Origin of the sequence: Microcoleus sp. T3_B1, from assembly GCF_036700445.1 — a bacterium.
GTDB lineage: Bacteria > Cyanobacteriota > Cyanobacteriia > Cyanobacteriales > Microcoleaceae > Microcoleus.
This window is the reverse complement of sequence record NZ_JAUBOX010000080.1, coordinates 19114-36897: the sequence shown is the minus strand read 5'-3', so window position 1 is coordinate 36897 and position 17784 is coordinate 19114. Positions and strand designations below refer to the sequence as shown.

Below are 17784 nucleotides of genomic sequence, written 5' to 3'. Positions count from 1 at the left end.
AAGGGGGGGACAAGATTCTTCTCAAAGTCAACCCCTACTCCCCAACAATCAGGGGGATTTAGGGGGATCGAGATATGATGTGCAACTTCACATTAAATTGGTATAAAATCCAATAATCTTCAATCCAATAATCGTCAATCTAAAATCTAAAATCTAAAATCTAAAATCGAATGACTCACGCCAATTACAATCGCCGATTTCGGAGCAAGAAACAAGCCACTGTTAGAATTGCCCCTAAAAAAATGGTTTCCTTTGAACTAGGAAATATTTACTATGCTGTTCCTATTGAGCGTGTGGAACGCATTGTTAAAAACTTTAATGTCTACGGTATTTTACCTAACGGTAATAGTTTACTGCGGCATCAAGAAGAACTGATTACCATAATTAATTTATCCACAATATTTCCCAGCAGTCCGAGCATTGCTGACTGCAAATACCTGATTATTTGTACCTTAAATAAAAGCGATCGGTTGGGGATTCCCCTTCCTAATATGCCAAAAATTTTGGAAATTACCGAAGAAAGCTTCTGCGAGATTCCAGAATTGTACCGTCAACAGCAACTGCCTCCGGTAATAGAAAAGTTAATTCGCGCACATGATGGTTCCGAAGTTTTTTATCTGAATTTCGATCTATTTAGCGAAATGTAGAGGGTTCACTTTTCGAGGTATCATACCATATAAATGGTATTTTGGCAAACAAAAAGTTAGAGATTTATGAAAAAACTCACAATAATGTCGATCGCCCTAGTAATTTTTGCAGCAACTCTCGATTTGCCGAAGGTGGGGCTGCAACTAAGTGCGATCGGGCAAATAGAAACACCCCAACCCATCCCAACACCCCAACCCATCCCAACACCCCAAACAATCCCAACACCCCAACCAATCCCAACACCCCAACCACAAACACCTCAACCCATCCAAACACCCCAACAAATCCAAACACCCCCAATCCAAACACCCCAACCAAAACCAGCCGACCCCAAAAACCTCGGCTACGTCTCCCCAGAATTTGCCGAAAATTTCTCCCAGCAACAAATCGACCAAATCAACGCCAACGTCGAAACGCTGCTGCTAACTCAAAGCTGCTCCCGCTGCGACCTCCGAGCCGTAAAATTAGTTAACATTAACTTAAAAAATCCCATCCTTACAGGAGCAGATTTATCAGATGCCAACCTCAGCGGTAGTCGCTTCGAGATCTCAGATTTTGTCAACACCAATCTAGCTCGCACAAACTTAAGCGGAGCCGAATTAGTAGGAGCGAGAATCAGCAACGCTAACCTCAGAAAAGCTAACTTGACAAAGACAAATCTAGACGGTGCAGACCTGCGATTTTCCGACTTGAGAGATGCCAATCTTTCCGAGGCCAACCTCCGCAATGCTAATATAGATGGCGCTAGTATCGATCGAGCAAGTATGGCCGGCACCACAATGCCCGACGGCAGAAAAAATAATTAATAATAGAGGTAGTCTTATGTCGCCGATTAAACAACGCCTTCTCGAAGCGATCGAACGGACTCCTGAGCCACTTTTAGAGCAAACGCTGGCATTTCTGGAATTTTTGACCAGTCGGACACAATCCGCGATCGCCCCAGACTTCGACTCAGATTTTGACTCAGATACCGACTCCAACGAGCAAATCCTCGCCGATCTGAAAGCCTCCCTCCACCAAGCCAAAGCGGGACAAACCTTTCCCATATCGGAACTCTGGGACGGTATCAATGTCTGATATGTCAGTCCAAGTCACATTCACGGTACTTTTCAAACGTCGCCTCAAAGGACTCGCTAAAAAGTATCGCCAAATTCAAACCGATATTCAGCCAGTCCTTGATGAGCTTATCCAAGGAAACTTCATAGGAAACCAGATTACAGGGACTCAATACACCGTTTACAAAGTCCGGGCTAAAAACAGTGATTCCCAAGTTGGTAAGAGCGGCGGTTATCGCTTGATTTATCAAGTTGAATCACCGACTCAAGTTGTTTTACACCTGATTTACTCGAAATCAGAACAAGCAAATGTCTCCGCCGAGGAAATCCAAACTGCGATCGCAGAATACCAAGCGAACCCAGACGAATAGGCCATTTTTCCAATCTAAACGCTTGCCCTTCTTGCTCTTTGATGCGCTCGCTGTCATCGTCCAAATCCTTGTCGTGCCTTCCTTCAATTCTATTCAAACAGCCAAAAACCTCTGAATCACCTCATCACTTAACTCGCTAGTGCTTCCAGAAGCCACAATCCCGCCTTTTTGCATAGCATAATACCAGTCAGCTTGCCGCACAAAATGCAAATGTTGCTCCACCAACAAAACAGAAATCCCCCTAGTCGCAACCACACGGCGCACCGCAGCTTCTATGTCTAAAATAATGGATGGTTGAATCCCCTCCGTCGGTTCATCCAAAACCAGCAACTGCGGCTCACCCATCAAAGCCCTAGCAATAGCTAACTGCTGCTGCTGTCCCCCGCTCAAATCACCTCCCAGGCGATCGAGCATAGTTTTCAAAACCGGAAATAACTCAAAAATTTCATCAGGAACTTCAGGATTTTTGGTTTTGGTTGGTTTCGCTTCCAAACCTAACAAAAGATTTTCTTTTACCGTCAAACGTGGAATAATTTCACGCCCTTGAGGCACATAACCAATGCCTAATCTAGCCCGCTGGTAAGTCAACTTAGAAGCAATAGATTCTCCGCCAAAAGCAATAGTGCCACTGCGCGGTTGCAGCAACCCCATAATCGTTTTTAGCATAGTAGTTTTGCCCACACCATTGCGGCCGATCAAGCAAACCATTTGCCCAGCATTTACGCTTAAATCGACATCGCGCAAAATGTGACTTTCGCCGTAGTAAACATTCAAATTAGAGACTTGTAGCATAATTGTTGACTGTTGACTGTTGACTGTTAACTGTTCACTGTTGACTAATAACTGTTGACTAATAACTATTCTTCAGGTTTTCCCAAATATACCTCAATTACCCGATCGTCATTTTGCACCTCATCCATAGTCCCCTCACACAAAACCGCACCCTGATGCAACACCGTCACCTGCCGCGCAATTTGCCGCACAAACTCCATATCGTGTTCAATTACCAACACCGAATGACTTTCGGCCAGCGAAATCAGCAACTCTCCAGTTAACATCGTTTCCTCATCCGTCAAACCCGCCACAGGTTCATCTACCAACAACAAATCAGGAGATTGAGCCACCAACATTCCAATTTCCAACCATTGCTTTTCCCCGTGAGAAAGCAAACCAGCCGAAATATCAGCCTTAGCAACTAAACCAATTGTTTCTAACAAACCCGCAACCGTGCGTTTTTCAGCAGCCGAAGCAGGCTTGAACAAAGTCGAAAAAACATTTTTATGGCGGCTGCAAGACAATTCCAAATTTTCGCGTGGCGTTAAATTCAAGTAAACTCGCGGCGTCTGAAACTTGCGGCCAATTCCCAAGCGCGAAATCCTATCTTCCGACAACTTGCGTAAATTTTGTCCCTTAAATAACACCCTGCCCTCTGTCGGCTGCACCTTCCCGGTAATTGAATCGAGAAAAGTTGTTTTACCCGCACCATTGGGGCCAATGATAACTCGCAGTTCGCCCGCATCCATGCTGAAATTTAAACCGTTGATGGCTTTAAAACCATCAAAACTCACAGTCAAGTTTTCTATTTCTAATACTTTTCCATTCATAATTAACAAGTCACTCACTAATGGACAACAACCCATAGCTCTTGTAGGTGCGGAAGGCAAATATCCTCCCTTATTAACTTATTAAGGAGATTGTCTCCCCTTCCGTGACACCCAACTTACTACTTTTTGCTGGCAGTTTACTCTCAAGTAAAACTGCTAGAACTGCTCGACACTGGAGGTGGAGAAGCAGCCATAATTCGCTCAGCTAACTTCGAGAGCGGCAGACTTTGCAAATACACTTTTCCAGGCCCGGTTAGCTTGACTAAAAACAAGCCTTCACCGCCAAATAGAGCATTTTTAAACCCGCCCACAAACTGAATATCGTAATCTACAGTCGGCGCAAAAGCTACCAAACAACCAGTGTCCGCTCGCAACACTTCGCCAACTCCCAAATTTTTCTCAACTATTGTTCCTCCCGCATGAACAAAAGCTAGCCCGTCACCCTGCAATTTTTGCAGAATAAAACCTTCTCCACCAAAGAAACCGGCACCGAGCCGCTTGGTGAATGCTACCTCAATGTCAATGCCGTTGGCCGCACAGAGAAATGAGTCTTTTTGACACAAAAATTTACCGCCAAGTTGGCCTAAATCAAGGGGAATTACTTTACCCGGATAGGGGGCGGCAAAAGCTACGCGGGCTTTACGATTTCCGGCGTTGACAAAGGTGGTAATGAAAAAACCAGCTCCTGTCAGCATTCGTTTGAAACCTTGAAATAAGCCGCCGCCTGTGGATGTTTGCATTTGGATGTCGCCTTCCATGTATGTCATGGTTCCAGCTTCAGCCCTAACACCTTCTTTGGGGTCGAGTTCAATCTCGATGAGTTGCAAATCGTCGCCGTAGATTTTGTAGTCAATAATATCTGCCATATGTTGCCCCTCAAGTTAAAGAACGAAGCTACTTGCTACGGATATCTAAGTAGGTGGACATATATATTGCGTTTCCTCAGACAGAGATAAACGCAGCGTTTGCCAAGTCTATGGCGATTGCTTTGTTTGTCTGTTGTAGGTGACATTTATTTAGGTCAGCCTCCTTCTAAATTACACGATATTTTTTCACTCAATGTTCAAGTTCTTCTTTTTCGAGCTGCACTTGGGGGTCTTGTTCCAGGCTGGGGTAAGTAGATGCGTACTTAGGTCTTCTGAACAACCTGCGGATTTGACCGAAACCTTGATGTTGCAGCCATCCGACTAAGCCGTCGGGCAGCACAGTGACTACTATGAGGAATAGCGCACCTTGGAAAAACAGCCAAACTTCGGGGAATTGTTCGCTCAAGAAACTTTTACCAAAGTTGACTAGCAGTGTTCCCAATATTGCTCCCGATAATGTGGCGCGGCCTCCCACTGCGACCCAGATTACCATTTCAATTGAAAAGGCAATATCCATTGCTTTTGGCGAAATTATTCCGGTTTGTACGGTAAATAATGCGCCTGCAATCCCGGCTAAACCGGCGGAAATTGCAAAGACTAAAACTTTGTAGCCTGTGGGATTGTAACCTGAGAAACGCAGGCGCACTTCGTCGTCGCGAATGGCTACTAGCAGGCGGCCGAAACGCCCGCTGGTCAGCCAGCGGCAGAGGGCGTAAGTTGCTGCTAGAAATAGTATGGTGAGAATGTAGAAAATATATTGAGTATCTCGGTCATTTACTGTGGCTCCGAACAAGGTTTTAAAGTCGGTGAGTCCGTTGGTTCCGTTAATCAGTTTTTGCTGACCGTTAAAGAAATTGAAAAATACAATGGTTGCTGCTTGGGTAAGAATTGAAAAGTAAACGCCTCGAATCCGATTGCGGAATACTAAATAACCTAAAAGTGCGCCCAAGATGGCGGGGATGAGAACTACTGCTAATGCTGAGAAAGGAAATGAATAAAATGGTTGCCAAAACCAGGGGAGTTCGGTAACGCCGTAGAGGTTCATAAATTCTGGCAATTGACTGCTGGCGGTTGGGGGAATTTGCAGTTTTAGGTGCATGGCGAAAGCGTAGCCGCCGATCGCAAAAAACACCCCATGCCCTAAACTAAGTAAACCCGTGTATCCCCAAATCAAGTCTATGCCGAGGGCTGCAATTGCTAGTGCTAAAAATCGCCCTAATTGATTTAGCCGAACGTCGGGGAGTATTCCTGGGAGGAGTAAGATGAATGTGAGGGCGATCGCGCTGACAATTGCCGCTTCTTTTAGCCAGGGTTTTTGATGTGTTTTCTGCATTTTTCGCTACACTCGCAGTTGTAATTTTTAATTTTCTACCGTCCGCCCTTTTTGCGGGAAAATCCCTCCCGGCTTCACTTGCAGAAAAGCCATAATTAAGGCGAATACCATTACTTTTGCCATGCTGGTTGTGGCGAAAAATGTGAAGAAGTCGGCTAAAGGCTTGACAGGAGCGAACATTAATGCTAATGTTCCCGAACCGATCAGGTAATTTGCAGTGCCGATCGCGATCGCAGCAACTACACTCCCCACAATCTTGCCGACACCGCCCACAACCACCACCATAAACGTATCGACTATATAATTTTGTCCGGTATTTGACCCTACCGAACCAATCAAACTAATCGCGCAGCCAGCAACACCTGCCAGCCCCGAACCCAAAGCAAAAGTCAGCGCGTCTACTTGTTCGGTAGGAATTCCCAAACACGCACTCATGCTGCGATTTTGCGTCACGGATCTAATCCGCAATCCCCACACAGACTTTTGCAAAAATAGGTAAATTCCCGCCAAACAAATTCCGGTGAGGACAATAATAAAAATTCGGGCGTAGGGCAACTGAAAATTGCCCAGCGGTATGCCGCCCCGCAACCATTTCGGTGCAGTCACATCCACATTTTGAGCACCAAACCAAGGTTGAGTTACTGCCAGTTTGTAAGTTTGCCCTAAAAACGCGCTCACCGCCCAGGAAATACCCAAAGATAAAGGCAAAATTAGGGCGATAATTTTGCTGCGAATGCGATCGAAATCTAGGCGCGATTTCAGCACCCGCAAACCGCCAAAAAACAGCAAACAAAACACCGCAATCCCAATTACCAGAACCCAACTTACGCTGCGGACAAACTGCTGCAAAATTAAACTTACGCCCCAAGTTGCCAGCAGAGTTTCTAGTGGACGCCCGTAAAGATAGCGAATCACTCCGCGTTCGAGAATTAATCCTACCAGTGCAGCCACTAAAAAAGCTAGGGGAATCGCAAATAAAATATAGGTTTCAAAAGCAAATCCTCCGATACCTTTGAAGACATTTTGCACTACGAAAGTTGTATAAGCCCCTAGCATCATCAACTCGCCATGAGCCATATTAATCACGCCCATCAGCCCGAAAATAATCGCTAATCCCAGGGCGGCAATTAGTAAAACTGCGCCGATGCTAAGGCCGTTAAATAAACCATCTAATATCGCCAATTTTGTTACTCCTGCATCAAGTCGATCAACTTTGTTCGGGGATAATTAGGGGCGGGTTTTACCCTATTGGTGTCAACTTAGAACTAAAACCCTCTGTATATTTCGCTTGTAGCCGAGTCTAGATCCCCCTAAATCTCCCTTAAGAAGGGGAGTAGGGGTTGACTTTGAAGAGTCCAGTTCCCCCTTATTAAGGGGAGTAGAGATTGACGAAAGAATGCTCTTACTCCCCCCTTATTAAGGGAGTAGAGATTGACGAAAGAATGCTCTTACTCCCCCCTTAATAAGCAGGGCTGTTTCATTCTCTTGTAGGGGCTGCCCCCCGTGGCTGCCCCCATGTCCCAAACGCCTGTGAAGTCGTCTGTGGAGGGGGTAGGCACGGGGAGTAGGGGTAGCACTACCCCTACAAAATCGCGATTTTCTTGAGAATGAAACCGCCCTGCCTTAATAAGGGGGGCTGGGGGGGATCTCCGGGTTTAAAGACACACCCTAGGGGGATAAAAGATACGTTACCAACGTTAACCAAATTGGTATTAGCTACTTATGAAGCTTTGAACTTGCCACCTTTTGCGGGGTCTGACCAATCGCAAGCAAAGCCTTTTGTTTCAGCGACAAATTGATTCCAAGGCACCGGCTTCACTGCTTGTGGTGTAGCAAAAGCGATGTTAAATAAACCGTCGTCTCTAACTTCGCCCAACCGCACAAATTTAGAAAGGTGATGGTTAACATCCATCGTTACTGTGCCCCCCGGCGCGTCAAAGGTTTGACCCAAAGCGGCTGCCCGCACTTTTTCCAAATCGTCGGCTGTCCCTGCTTTTTCGACAGCTTGCTTCCACAGGTAAACCATGATGTAAGCTGCTTCCATCGGGTCATTGGTCACTCTATCTTTGCCGTATTTTGCCTTGAAAGCTTCCACAAATTTTGTATTGGCCGGAGATTCCACAGTCATGAAGTAATTCCAGGCGGCGTAATGGCCTTTAAGATATTCTACGCCGATCGCCTTTACTTCTTCTTCCGCAATACTGACCGACATTGACGGATATTTGTCCGGGCCCAAACCTGCACCCTGCAACTGTTTGAAGAATGCTACGTTACTGTCGCCGTTGAGAGAGTTGAAAATGACGCCGCCGTCTGGCAAAGCGGCCTTAATTTTAGTAATAATTGGCGTGACTTCTGTCCCGCCCAAAGGAATGTAATCTTCCCCAACTAATTCGCCGCCTTTGGCTGCTAGCTGTGCCTTGATAATGGTATTTGCCGTGCGGGGAAAAACGTAGTCAGACCCGACTAAGAAGAATTTTTTCCCTTTATTTTCTAGCAGCCAGTCAACTGCTGGTTCGATTTGCTGGTTCGGCGCCGCCCCAGTGTAAAAGATGTTCTTGGAACACTCTTGACCCTCGTATTGTACGGGATACCAGAGCATATGATTTTTTTCTTCAAATACTGGCAATACTGCTTTGCGACTAGCAGAAGTCCAGCAGCCGAAGACGGTGACAACTTTATCTTGGTCGATCAATTTTTTGGCTTTTTCGGCAAAAGTCGGCCAGTCTGAGTTGCCATCTTCTATTACTGCTTCGATTTGTTTTCCGAGGACGCCACCAGCTTTATTAATTTCTTCGATCGCTAATTGTTCGGCATCGACAACGCTTTTTTCGCTGATGGACATCGTGCCGCTCAAGGAATGCAAAATTCCTACTTTGATCGTGTTTCCGCCACCTGCTGCTGCTGGTGTTCCTGTTGAAGTTGGAGAAGGAGAAGCGGCGGGAGTTGCTGTTGGAGTTGGAGTTCTACAAGCTTTTAGAAATAAACTTGATGTTAGGGTAGCAGAACCGTATAAAAGAAATTTCCGCCGATCGAATCGCTTTGTCATTTTTTCTTGTTACTCTTGAACAGATGAGTCTGATGATTGAGAATAATAACACATAGTGACTTGATATTAAGACTCGCGCCAGCAGACTGTTGTATTTTTAGCTACAAAACTTATTGTTTTTGACAAAATGAATGTTTTGTGGGGATTGAGGGCAACTGCGCCAGAAACCGGGCTGATACCATTTTAGATTTTAGATTTTAGATTTTAGATTGACTTATGACATAAGGCTTTGGAGCTTACCTACCGTTGCATTCTGTTCTGAAACCGGGTTGAGACACCCAAATACGTCTTTTCAGCAATTAGTGTGTAATTAGAAACCCGGTTTCTTTACATAAATTATCTTATTGATGCTACCAGTTAGGCCGCAACCGGGTCGATCGCACTTGCATAGAAAGCGGGTTTCTCGCTCTTTACAGGTTATTGATGTTAAAACTTAGGCAGCAACCGCGTCGATCGCACTTGCATAGGCGAGTATCAAAGCAAGTGACGATCGCACTTCGCTTGGAGTACGATCGTCACCTGTAGAAATGCCCCTGATTTATGGAGAATAGCGGACTCGAACCGCTGGCCTCTGCGGTGCGATCGCAGCGCTCTACCAACTGAGCTAATTCCCCTGATTGAGTTTTAATTTAGCATTTTAGATGCGAGATTGCCGAATCTAAAAGGCTGACAGGTTTTGCTTGCTCTCACGTTCGCAGACCGTCACTTACACTAGCACGTAACTGCTAAAAAGGTCAAGTGTTTTCCGCAGCCGGCTCAGTGGGGGCGATCGAGCAAAGTGCCGCCACTCTATCCAACTCTAAATCAGCAAAATAGTCCACCGTCCAATTAGCTTGGCGCTGGATCATGTGAAACGGGTAAGTGTGAGTTACGCCCGCCACCTGAATCCCCGCTTTTTTCGCCGCTTCAATCCCCGCAAAAGTATCTTCTATCGCCAAACACTCGATCGGTTGCAGGTTAAAGTCGGGATATTTCTGGTTGAGAAGTTCCACAGCCAATAGATAGCCGTCGGGTGCTGGTTTGCTCGCCGTCAAGTCGTCGCCTGCGACAATTAACTCAAAGTTTGCGGCCAAACCGGCCCGATTTAACACCAATTCTATATCCGATCGCATTGCCCCGCTAACTACGGCCATTTTCAGTCCGGCGGGCCGAATTTTATCAATAAATTCTGCCAAACCCGGATAAATCGGCAGTTTCTCCAAAGTATCTATTTGAGCTTTGTAAGCTTGGGCCTTGCGCTGCAGCAGTCGATCGAGATATGTTTCTGTCAGAAATCGTCCTCGGCGCTTGAGTAGTTCGGTAATGCAAGCGCGATCGCTCCTTCCCAAACAAATTTCTCGAAACTCCCCACGCTTGAGCTGGAGATTTTCATCGAGCATCAATTGAGCGATGATTTTCTCGTGAATCGGCTCGTCATTAACAATCACACCATTAAAATCAAATAAAACTGCTTTTAGAGTCATTAGTCATTAGTCATTAGTCATTAGTCATTAGTCATTAGTCATTAGTCATTAGTCATTAGTCATTAATCATCAGTCATTAGGAAGTTAGTAGGGGCGGGTTTTACCAACCATCTCAACCTAAAACTAACCATCTATGAAACCCGCCCCCAAAGGGCGAAAAATACACCTCAACAATACATCAAGCAGGAGCTGGAATGCCCGGTAAATCGCCATCAACATCAGGAGTTCGATCGCCCCAATTCCACCCCCTCGCCACCTTAGCCTGTTCCAAATCTTCCCCAGGCAAAGGTTTCACGCCCTGCGTCACCTGATTCGTCCACCAGTGTTCGTGAGTTTGCACCGCCGCGAATCCAGCCGCCCCCGCCCAAGCATCAAGGCTGCCAGCAGCGTAAGACTTAATATAAGGCTCTTCAAAGATATCAGTCAGCCACTCTGTTTGCCGCAAAGTTTTTTGGTTTCCGTCCAAAATTGCCACTTGTCCCCCAACCTTCAGCAGTCGGAAGCTTTCTCGCAAAATTGCCCGCGATACAGCAGGTGGCGTCTCGTGAAACAGCAAGGAAGCTGCGACTAAATCAAAGCTGGCATCGCCAAAAGCCACGCTTTCGGCATTTCCGTGCAACCACTGGATATTTAAGCCGGCTTTTTGCGCTTTCATGTCGGCAACTACCAGCATATAAGGCGACAAGTCCAGCCCGACAACTTCCGCTTCGGGAAAGGCTTGCTTGAGCATGAGCGTTGTCGAACCGGTGCCGCATCCCAAATCGATGATTCGGCGCGGTTTCACCCGCACAGCGTCAATTAAGCCTTGCCTGACGACGGTTTCGTGGGGAGGCAAAACATATTGCGTGATGGGATCGTAGGAAACGGCGGCACTGGGGTTGAGGTAGCCGCGTTTAATGCCGTGAAAGTTTTGGCTGCTGTAATATTCGGGATAAACTAAATCGGGTTGTCGGTAGCGATCGCCCGCTGTTTCCCAGTCGATACCTTCGTAGAGTCGTTTCAGTGCTTGTTCGTCGATCGCCAGTCGAATCAGGGGCGACAAAAAGCGCTCGAAAATTGTATCCTTGCCAACAGCCATAAAACACCTTTAACAAAAACTCTTCTAATTTTAGCCAACGGCCGTCAACTTAGCATTAATTAAAACTGTTGAGCCGCTCTTCTCTCTTCCTTCTCTCCCTTACCTCCGTTACAACGTTACAAAATCCGTGGACTTCCTTTCCACTTCCTTCTTATACCCTTTTTCAAAAATAATGCAACTATAGACAATCTCCCAACTCTTATTTCATCAGTCATTCCCAAATTTAAAATCTAAAATTTAAAATTTAAAATCTAAAATCTAAAATCTACACTGGTATTACTTTCCGTTACTAATAGGAATTTTTACCAAAAGTTCCGTGCCTCCGCCCGGAGGCTGAGAAATTTTGATGCTGCCGCCGTGTCCATCCACTACAATTTTGTAGCTAATTGCTAACCCCAAACCAGTACCTTTGCCCACCTCTTTAGTAGTAAAAAATGGGTTAAAAATTTGGTCTTTAACGCTGTCGGGAATGCCGGGGCCGTTGTCGGCGATCGCCACTTTCAGAAATTTAGCGCCATGTTCGCGAACTACTCCCGTGGAAATAGTAATAATTTTATCCAGGCGATCGATCTCGTTCAAGGCATCGATCGCATTACTCAGCAAGTTCATAAACACCTGATTGAGCTGAGAGGGATAGCACTCGACTGAAGGCACTTTTCCGTATTTCTTGACTATATAAATTCTATTCTTAATGCGGTTAGAGAGCAGCAGCAAGGTATTTTCTATACCTTCGTGAATGTCCGCTAGCTTTTTGTCAGATTCATCCAGGCGAGAAAAGTTTCGCAAAGAAAGAACTATGCTGCGAATGCGTTCGCTTCCTATTTTCATAGAATTCAATATATGCGGCAAATCCTCCTCGATAAATTCTAACTCTATTTCTTCGGTAAAATCTACGATTTCCTGGGGAACCTCTGGGAAGGCTTCTTTGTATAAACTCACCAACTCTAATAAATCTTTAGTATATTTGCTGGTGTGAGGCAAATTAGCCGAAATGAAGTTAACGGGGTTGTTGATTTCGTGCGCTATCCCAGCCACCATTTGACCGAGGGATGACATTTTTTCGCTCTGCACTAAATGAGTTTGAGTTTTTTTCAGTTCATTTAAGGCACTATTAAGCAGTTTTACTTGGTCTTGGGTTTGACTGTAAAGGTGAGCTTGAGTAATTGCGATCGCCAATTGGTCTGCTACAGCTTTTAACAGTTGGATTTCCTCCCTGCTCCAAAGCCAATGAGTAGCGTGGCTGCAAATTAAATAACCCTGCGGCTGGTTCTGAGTCTGGACAGGTACGGCTAAATAGCTATTAGCTTTAAGTTCCGGCGGTTGAGTTACACCCTTCGCCCAAGTGTCGCTCGAAAGAATAATTGGTTCGCCTTGACCACTCCGTACTAACACATTTTCGAGAAAGTAAGACTCAAACTTTATGGCTTGTGTCGGAGAATCAGATGGGCAACATTCCCACAGGATTTGTAACCTGTTTTCTTGCGGTTTGTACCAACCAAAAGCCGCCCGTTCTAGGTGCAGCAAACTTACTATTTCTTCGACTGTACTTTGCACAATTTTGTCTAATTCCAGGGAAGCGCGAATGCGTCCAGCAATCCGGTTGAGCATGGCTTCTCGCTCCGCTTGAGCGCGATTGTTTTCGGAGGAGTAAATTAGCCAAATGGCTGCTAGCATTGCCGGGATGAGCAGTCCGGCGACTACGGATGTCAGCAAATTTAATGCTTGCAGTTGGGATTCAATATTTTCGCGGGGAATTACTAAAGCCATCGACCAGTTAACTTCCTTGAGGGGAGCATAGGCCACATACACCCATTTGTTATCTATTTTTACCAGTTCGATGTTCGTCTGCCGGTCGATCATCTGTCGCGCAATTGTGGAGAGTGCGGGGTCTTTTGACTGTAAAAAGCTTGGGGTCGGCAGGTCGATATTTCCGATTAAGTTATTGTTGGGATGAACAATTGGCACTCCTTGTGAATTGAGCGCAAAAGCATAACTGTCAGAACCGTACAGCAAGCTGTTAGCGACAGATGTTACTCGGTCTAATTTAATGCTGCCCGATAGGACTCCAATTACTTGATTTGGAGCGGGGGGCAAAGCCCAAATAGGAGCTGAAATGATGATCGTAGAAACTTTTGTACTGCGGCCGATCAGCGGGTCGGAAACGTTGAGCTGTCCGGCCATTGCTTTTTGAAAGTGTTGGCGGTCTTTGCTGTTCGCGCGGTTGCCTAAAGTGTTGATAAATGAGCCGTCGGGTTGAGTTAATGACAGGATGAAATACTCTTTTAATCTGTATATTTCTCCTTGCAACCGGGGCTCGACTAATTGCCAATTGAGAGTGCCCACCGTAGGATCGTAAGCAATGGTTTCTATTTCTGCTTTGCGGCTGCTGAGCCAGCGGTCGATTTCATCGGTGCCTTTTTCTAGTTTTAATAGTGCTATTTGCTTTAAATTGTCAAGGATTAGCCCGCGCACAAAAAAATAGCTGATGCAAGCAGTTGTGCTAATCGTTAAAGCCGTGGTGGCCAGAATTAGCAGGGTCAGCAAATGGCGGCGCTGCCGTCTGTGTTGCCAAAGACTGTGCGCTTGCTGCCACTGCGATTGAGCAGAATTGCTGATGTTTGCCCAAAATTGGCGCAGCTTTTTTGCTTGGTGTGGCCGCGGCGCAGACACTGATCCGGCTTGATTTGCTGGGTTTTGCATCATCAAATGTTCTCTCCGAATCAAATTCATCAAACGGTATTGGTCATGCGGCAGAATTAATATCAGTCAAGTCGTGAGACGAGTTTCAGAAAATAATGCAACTGTAGGCCGGTGATCCCAACCCTGCTAGGCATCAGTCATTCGCAATCTCAAATCTCAAATCTCAAATTTAAAATGGTATGACTTGCATTCCTGGCTGCAAAAAATTCTTATTCCGATCGCACCCTTGCCTTCTATTTTGGCATCAGCTTTATATTTTGACCTTCGGTTTACCTAATTGAGGTAACTGCTTTACGATATCTTTAATCTCTATCTCGTTTGTATAACAAAATAATTATAAATAACACAGAGAAAACACGGACTTTTTTAAATTAGCAATGTATTATAATGTATGGGCAAAACCCTCTTGACAAATTTACAAATTTGCGCTGTGGTGTCAAGGGGAAATTTTTTCGTCTAAAGCTTTTTTAGCCAAGCGGGTTGCATAAACGGTGAGGGCGATCGTTGCTAGCAAACCAATCCCGTAGAGAGCCCACTCAGCAGCAGTGCGCGATCGCCCTTGCGATCCGAGTGCAGCCAAACTCCCGGCCAGGGAACCGATATAAACATACATGACAGTTCCGGGAATCATGCCGATCCAAGATGCGAAAAAATAGTCTTTTAGAGATACTTGCGTGACTCCAAAAGCATAGTTAAGCAAATTAAACGGAAAAATTGGAGAAAGCCGCGTCAGCAGTACAATTTTCCATCCTTCAGAGGCAACTGCGGAGTCGATCGCCTTAAATTTTTGATTGCCCTCTATCTGTTTGGAAACCCAGTCGCGAGTTAAATACCGCCCTACCAAAAAAGCGCAAGTTGCGCCTAAAACCGAGCCGATGGAAACACAAACCGAACCGCCAACGACTCCAAACAAAACGCCAGAACCAAGAGTCAGCAAAGAACCGGGGATAAATAGAACCGTTGCGACAATGTAAATGAGAATAAAAGCTGCCGGGCCCCAAGGGCCGAGACTCGCGATCGACTCCAGCGCATTTTTCAGAATTCCTTGAAAGTTGAAAAACTGGGTCGCTGCAATCAAAGCCACAGCTAAACCAATCCCTAAAATCAGCTTCCACCTATTTGATGGCGGCGGATTTTCATCGGGCGATCGCGAATCATTCATTACCTAAACTCTCCACTCTAAATAATATGGGCATGGGGCATTAGGCCCAAAAGCATGGGGAATCGGGAATCGGGAATCGGGCCCAAGAGCATAGTTTCTTCCTTCTTCCTTCTTCCTTCTTCCTTCTTCCTTCTTCCTTCTTCCTTCTTCCTTCTTCCTTCTTCCTTCTTCCTTCTCAAATCAAAGTACCGCCACAGCTAGAACCGCTACCCGCCGTACAGCCGTAACAATAAGCAGCCGTTTGCACCTCTTGAATCACATCTAAACTGCCAGATGCGAGCAATTTAGCAGTATTTATCTTTTCCCCATTGCCAGTTTTCGCCGGCAGATTTTCCATTTGGTTAAAATCGCAGTCATAGACATTGCCCAAATAGTCGATCGACAATTCGTTACGGCACATTAAATGTTCCAGAGTACCGGGATTAAAATTATCCTCCAAAAACCCCAGATAAGGCTTGTGAAGTTTCTTATGTTCCAAATGAAACTTAGTTCGTCCCACCGGCAAATTAGTAATCGCGAACAATTGATTAAAACAAATCCCAAAATGTTCGGCTAAATAAACCTTGTAATCTTCCTCTAACTTGCCTTGTTCCGGTGTTAGCGAAAACTTATCTGTTGCCGGCACTTGTGGATTGTACACCAAATCCAGAGTTAAATTTGGGTTTTTCCCGTATCCCAACTCATTTAGCTTTTGCAGCGCCCGAATCGAACTGTCAAAAACACCGTTGCCACGCATTTTGTCCACATTGTCAGCTTGGTAGCAGGGAAGCGACGCCACAATTCTGATTTGGTTCTGCGCGCAATATTCGGGAATATCTTCAAAACCTTTTTCAAAGTAAATCGTCAAATTAGAACGAACAATTACCTCTTTCCCTGCAGCCCTCGCAGCTTCCGCTAGCGGTTTAAAACCGTAAAGCATTTCGGGAGCACCGCCGGTGAGGTCAACAGTTTTAATTTGAGGAAAGCGGCGAATGATTTCAATTAATTGGTCGCAAATTTCCGGGGAAAGTTCTTCTGTTCGTGTCGGGCTAGCTTCTACGTGGCAGTGAGTGCAAGCGAGATTGCAGCGTTTGCCGAGATTTATTTGTAAAACTGTAATCTGCTTTTTAGTTAAAGCTGAGTGAATTTTGTTTTTGAAAGGGGTGACTGCTGTCTGAATCATGTGCTAACCTTTTGGTCTGTGCTCGCAACGAATGTAGAGGCGTTCCGACGGAACGCCTCTCATAATTTAGCACTAATTCTAATAGTTCTGGACGCATCAAAACCCAAGAAACCGGGTTTTTTGCCGTTTTTGCGGGCTGTAACGCATCTTATGAGAAAAAAACCCGGTTTCTGACCACCCGTGGGTGTAGGACGATTAATCTTACTTTAGAGAGTCAACTAATGTTTCAACTCGTGCTTTAATTTCATCTCGAACGCGGTGAAAAGTTTCGATGGGTTGTCCGTCGGGATCGTCGAGTTGCCAATCTTCAAACACTTCTCGCAATACCCACGCTTCGGGTAAATTCACACCGCAGCCGCACAAAGAAATTACTGCATCGTAGTCTTCTGCATTGAATTCGCTTAATGGGTTGGATGTTTGATCGGTGATATCAATGCCGATTTCTGACATGACTTGAATTGCTGTCGGATGAACTCTGCTTGATTCTAACCCGGAACTGGTGACTCCAATCTTGCCGGCTCCGATGGTTTTAGCGAATCCTTCTGCCATTTGCGATCTGCAGGAGTTTCTTTTGCAAACAAACATTACTTTTTTCATGGTTTTTGTGGGTTGTTAGTTGTTAGTTGGTGGTTCTTAGTTAGATGTTTCAAGAGCACGATTTGCTAGGGCGATCGCCTCTTTAGCGGCTTGTTCCTTGCGTTCGCTGTAGCGATCGGTCAAATAGTCGGCTTGCTCCCGCAACAGCAGGGTAAACTTGTACAGTTCCTCCATTACGTCGATCGCGCGATCGCGATAAGGTGAATCCTTCATCGTCCCATCTTCATTAAACTCCTGATAAGCCTTAGCAACCGAAGACTGATTCGGAATCGTAAACATCCGCATCCAGCGGCCCAAAATTCTCAAAGTATTCACAGCATTAAAAGACTGGGAACCGCCGCTGACTTGCATCACCGCCAAAGTTCGGCCTTGAGTCGGTCTGACGGCCCCAATACTTAAAGGAATCCAGTCAATTTGGTTTTTCATAATGCCAGTAATATTGCCGTGCATTTCTGGACTAGACCAGACTTGACCCTCCGACCACAGGCTCAGTTCCCGCAATTCTTGAACCTTCGGATGCGTATCGGGAACGCTACCATAAATCGGCAATTCTAGAGGATTGAAAAATCGAACTTCGGCACCGAAATCCTCGATCACTCTAGCAGATTCTTCCGCCAACAAGCGGCTGTAAGAACGCTCTCTTAAAGAGCCGTATAAAAAGAGAATTCGGGGTTTATGAGTAAATTTGTTCATGAGATT

18 protein-coding genes and 1 tRNA gene are annotated in these 17784 nt (G+C 45.6%); 4 read left to right on the top strand and 15 right to left on the bottom strand.

Annotated elements, in window-relative coordinates; translation table 11 throughout:
• Positions 1-170 precede the first annotated feature (170 nt).
• The 4 genes from QT990_RS29055 to QT990_RS29040 all read left to right on the top strand — a co-directional run bounded on the left by QT990_RS29055 (position 171) and on the right by QT990_RS29040 (position 2074).
• Positions 171-647, top strand: a complete 477-nt coding sequence (locus QT990_RS29055) for a chemotaxis protein CheW (RefSeq protein WP_333145667.1) — start codon at positions 171-173, stop codon at positions 645-647.
• Positions 648-713: 66 nt separating this feature from the next.
• The gene (locus QT990_RS29050; RefSeq protein ID WP_333145664.1) at positions 714-1454 is read left to right on the top strand and encodes a pentapeptide repeat-containing protein; all 741 of its coding nucleotides are present in this window, start codon (positions 714-716) and stop codon (positions 1452-1454) included.
• Between the two features lie 16 nt (positions 1455-1470).
• Positions 1471-1725 (top strand): hypothetical protein, encoded by a 255-nt coding sequence (locus QT990_RS29045; protein WP_333036453.1) that lies wholly within the window; start codon positions 1471-1473, stop codon positions 1723-1725.
• A gap of 1 nt (position 1726) precedes the next feature.
• Entirely contained in the window at positions 1727-2074 is a 348-nt protein-coding gene (locus QT990_RS29040; protein WP_333048285.1) for a type II toxin-antitoxin system mRNA interferase toxin, RelE/StbE family, read from the top strand.
• A gap of 93 nt (positions 2075-2167) precedes the next feature.
• Here the strand turns inward: QT990_RS29040 and urtE are convergent, their stop codons facing one another.
• From urtE to arsH, 15 genes are all read right to left on the bottom strand, one after another.
• Entirely contained in the window at positions 2168-2866 is a 699-nt protein-coding gene (gene urtE, locus QT990_RS29035) for an urea ABC transporter ATP-binding subunit UrtE (RefSeq protein WP_333145659.1), read from the bottom strand.
• A 65-nt stretch (positions 2867-2931) separates the two neighbouring features.
• A complete protein-coding gene (gene urtD, locus QT990_RS29030; protein WP_333101927.1) occupies positions 2932-3678 on the bottom strand; it encodes an urea ABC transporter ATP-binding protein UrtD in 747 nt (248 codons plus the stop codon).
• 143 nt (positions 3679-3821) lie between these two features.
• A complete protein-coding gene (locus QT990_RS29025) occupies positions 3822-4544 on the bottom strand; it encodes a TIGR00266 family protein (RefSeq protein ID WP_333145656.1) in 723 nt (240 codons plus the stop codon).
• A 190-nt stretch (positions 4545-4734) separates the two neighbouring features.
• The gene (gene urtC, locus QT990_RS29020; RefSeq protein WP_333145654.1) at positions 4735-5877 is read right to left on the bottom strand and encodes an urea ABC transporter permease subunit UrtC; all 1143 of its coding nucleotides are present in this window, start codon (positions 5875-5877) and stop codon (positions 4735-4737) included.
• A gap of 27 nt (positions 5878-5904) precedes the next feature.
• Positions 5905-7059, bottom strand: coding sequence for an ABC transporter permease subunit (locus tag QT990_RS29015; protein WP_333145652.1), 1155 nt, complete (start codon positions 7057-7059; stop codon positions 5905-5907).
• A 538-nt stretch (positions 7060-7597) separates the two neighbouring features.
• On the bottom strand, positions 7598-8923 hold the full coding sequence (gene urtA, locus QT990_RS29010; protein WP_333145649.1) for an urea ABC transporter substrate-binding protein: 1326 nt from the start codon (positions 8921-8923) through the stop codon (positions 7598-7600).
• A 541-nt stretch (positions 8924-9464) separates the two neighbouring features.
• A tRNA-Ala gene (locus QT990_RS29005) sits at positions 9465-9537 on the bottom strand.
• A 120-nt stretch (positions 9538-9657) separates the two neighbouring features.
• Positions 9658-10386: an HAD family phosphatase gene (locus tag QT990_RS29000; RefSeq protein ID WP_333145646.1), complete on the bottom strand. Its 729-nt coding sequence runs from the start codon at positions 10384-10386 to the stop codon at positions 9658-9660.
• 178 nt (positions 10387-10564) lie between these two features.
• Complete coding sequence (locus QT990_RS28995; protein ID WP_333145643.1) at positions 10565-11464, bottom strand: methyltransferase domain-containing protein; 900 nt, start codon at positions 11462-11464, stop codon at positions 10565-10567.
• A 276-nt stretch (positions 11465-11740) separates the two neighbouring features.
• Positions 11741-14167: an ATP-binding protein gene (locus QT990_RS28990; protein WP_333145641.1), complete on the bottom strand. Its 2427-nt coding sequence runs from the start codon at positions 14165-14167 to the stop codon at positions 11741-11743.
• 433 nt (positions 14168-14600) lie between these two features.
• Positions 14601-15326, bottom strand: a complete 726-nt coding sequence (locus QT990_RS28985) for a TVP38/TMEM64 family protein (RefSeq protein ID WP_333466079.1) — start codon at positions 15324-15326, stop codon at positions 14601-14603.
• A gap of 17 nt (positions 15327-15343) precedes the next feature.
• Complete coding sequence (locus QT990_RS28980) at positions 15344-15505, bottom strand: hypothetical protein (protein ID WP_333466078.1); 162 nt, start codon at positions 15503-15505, stop codon at positions 15344-15346.
• On the bottom strand, positions 15502-16488 hold the full coding sequence (arsS, locus tag QT990_RS28975; protein WP_333466077.1) for an arsenosugar biosynthesis radical SAM (seleno)protein ArsS: 987 nt from the start codon (positions 16486-16488) through the stop codon (positions 15502-15504). The genes QT990_RS28980 and arsS overlap by 4 nt, the downstream gene beginning before the upstream one ends.
• A gap of 201 nt (positions 16489-16689) precedes the next feature.
• Positions 16690-17085: an arsenate reductase, glutathione/glutaredoxin type gene (gene arsC, locus QT990_RS28970; protein WP_006633827.1), complete on the bottom strand. Its 396-nt coding sequence runs from the start codon at positions 17083-17085 to the stop codon at positions 16690-16692.
• Positions 17086-17121: 36 nt separating this feature from the next.
• Positions 17122-17778, bottom strand: coding sequence for an arsenical resistance protein ArsH (gene arsH / locus QT990_RS28965; protein WP_333437559.1), 657 nt, complete (start codon positions 17776-17778; stop codon positions 17122-17124).
• Positions 17779-17784: the final 6 nt, after the last annotated feature.

Bases quoted from the DNA above. Each gene is read 5' to 3' on its own strand.
- QT990_RS29055 (WP_333145667.1), top strand. From the start codon at position 171: ATGACTCACGCCAATTACAATCGCCGATTTCGGAGCAAGAAACAAGCC.
- QT990_RS29050 (WP_333145664.1), top strand. From the start codon at position 714: ATGAAAAAACTCACAATAATGTCGATCGCCCTAGTAATTTTTGCAGCA.
- QT990_RS29045 (WP_333036453.1), top strand. From the start codon at position 1,471: ATGTCGCCGATTAAACAACGCCTTCTCGAAGCGATCGAACGGACTCCT.
- QT990_RS29040 (WP_333048285.1), top strand. From the start codon at position 1,727: ATGTCAGTCCAAGTCACATTCACGGTACTTTTCAAACGTCGCCTCAAA.
- urtE (WP_333145659.1), bottom strand. From the start codon at position 2,866: ATGCTACAAGTCTCTAATTTGAATGTTTACTACGGCGAAAGTCACATT.
- urtD (WP_333101927.1), bottom strand. From the start codon at position 3,678: ATGAATGGAAAAGTATTAGAAATAGAAAACTTGACTGTGAGTTTTGAT.
- QT990_RS29025 (WP_333145656.1), bottom strand. From the start codon at position 4,544: ATGGCAGATATTATTGACTACAAAATCTACGGCGACGATTTGCAACTC.
- urtC (WP_333145654.1), bottom strand. From the start codon at position 5,877: ATGCAGAAAACACATCAAAAACCCTGGCTAAAAGAAGCGGCAATTGTC.
- urtA (WP_333145649.1), bottom strand. From the start codon at position 8,923: ATGACAAAGCGATTCGATCGGCGGAAATTTCTTTTATACGGTTCTGCT.
- QT990_RS29000 (WP_333145646.1), bottom strand. From the start codon at position 10,386: ATGACTCTAAAAGCAGTTTTATTTGATTTTAATGGTGTGATTGTTAAT.
- QT990_RS28995 (WP_333145643.1), bottom strand. From the start codon at position 11,464: ATGGCTGTTGGCAAGGATACAATTTTCGAGCGCTTTTTGTCGCCCCTG.
- QT990_RS28990 (WP_333145641.1), bottom strand. From the start codon at position 14,167: ATGATGCAAAACCCAGCAAATCAAGCCGGATCAGTGTCTGCGCCGCGG.
- QT990_RS28985 (WP_333466079.1), bottom strand. From the start codon at position 15,326: ATGAATGATTCGCGATCGCCCGATGAAAATCCGCCGCCATCAAATAGG.
- arsS (WP_333466077.1), bottom strand. From the start codon at position 16,488: ATGATTCAGACAGCAGTCACCCCTTTCAAAAACAAAATTCACTCAGCT.
- arsC (WP_006633827.1), bottom strand. From the start codon at position 17,085: ATGAAAAAAGTAATGTTTGTTTGCAAAAGAAACTCCTGCAGATCGCAA.
- arsH (WP_333437559.1), bottom strand. From the start codon at position 17,778: ATGAACAAATTTACTCATAAACCCCGAATTCTCTTTTTATACGGCTCT.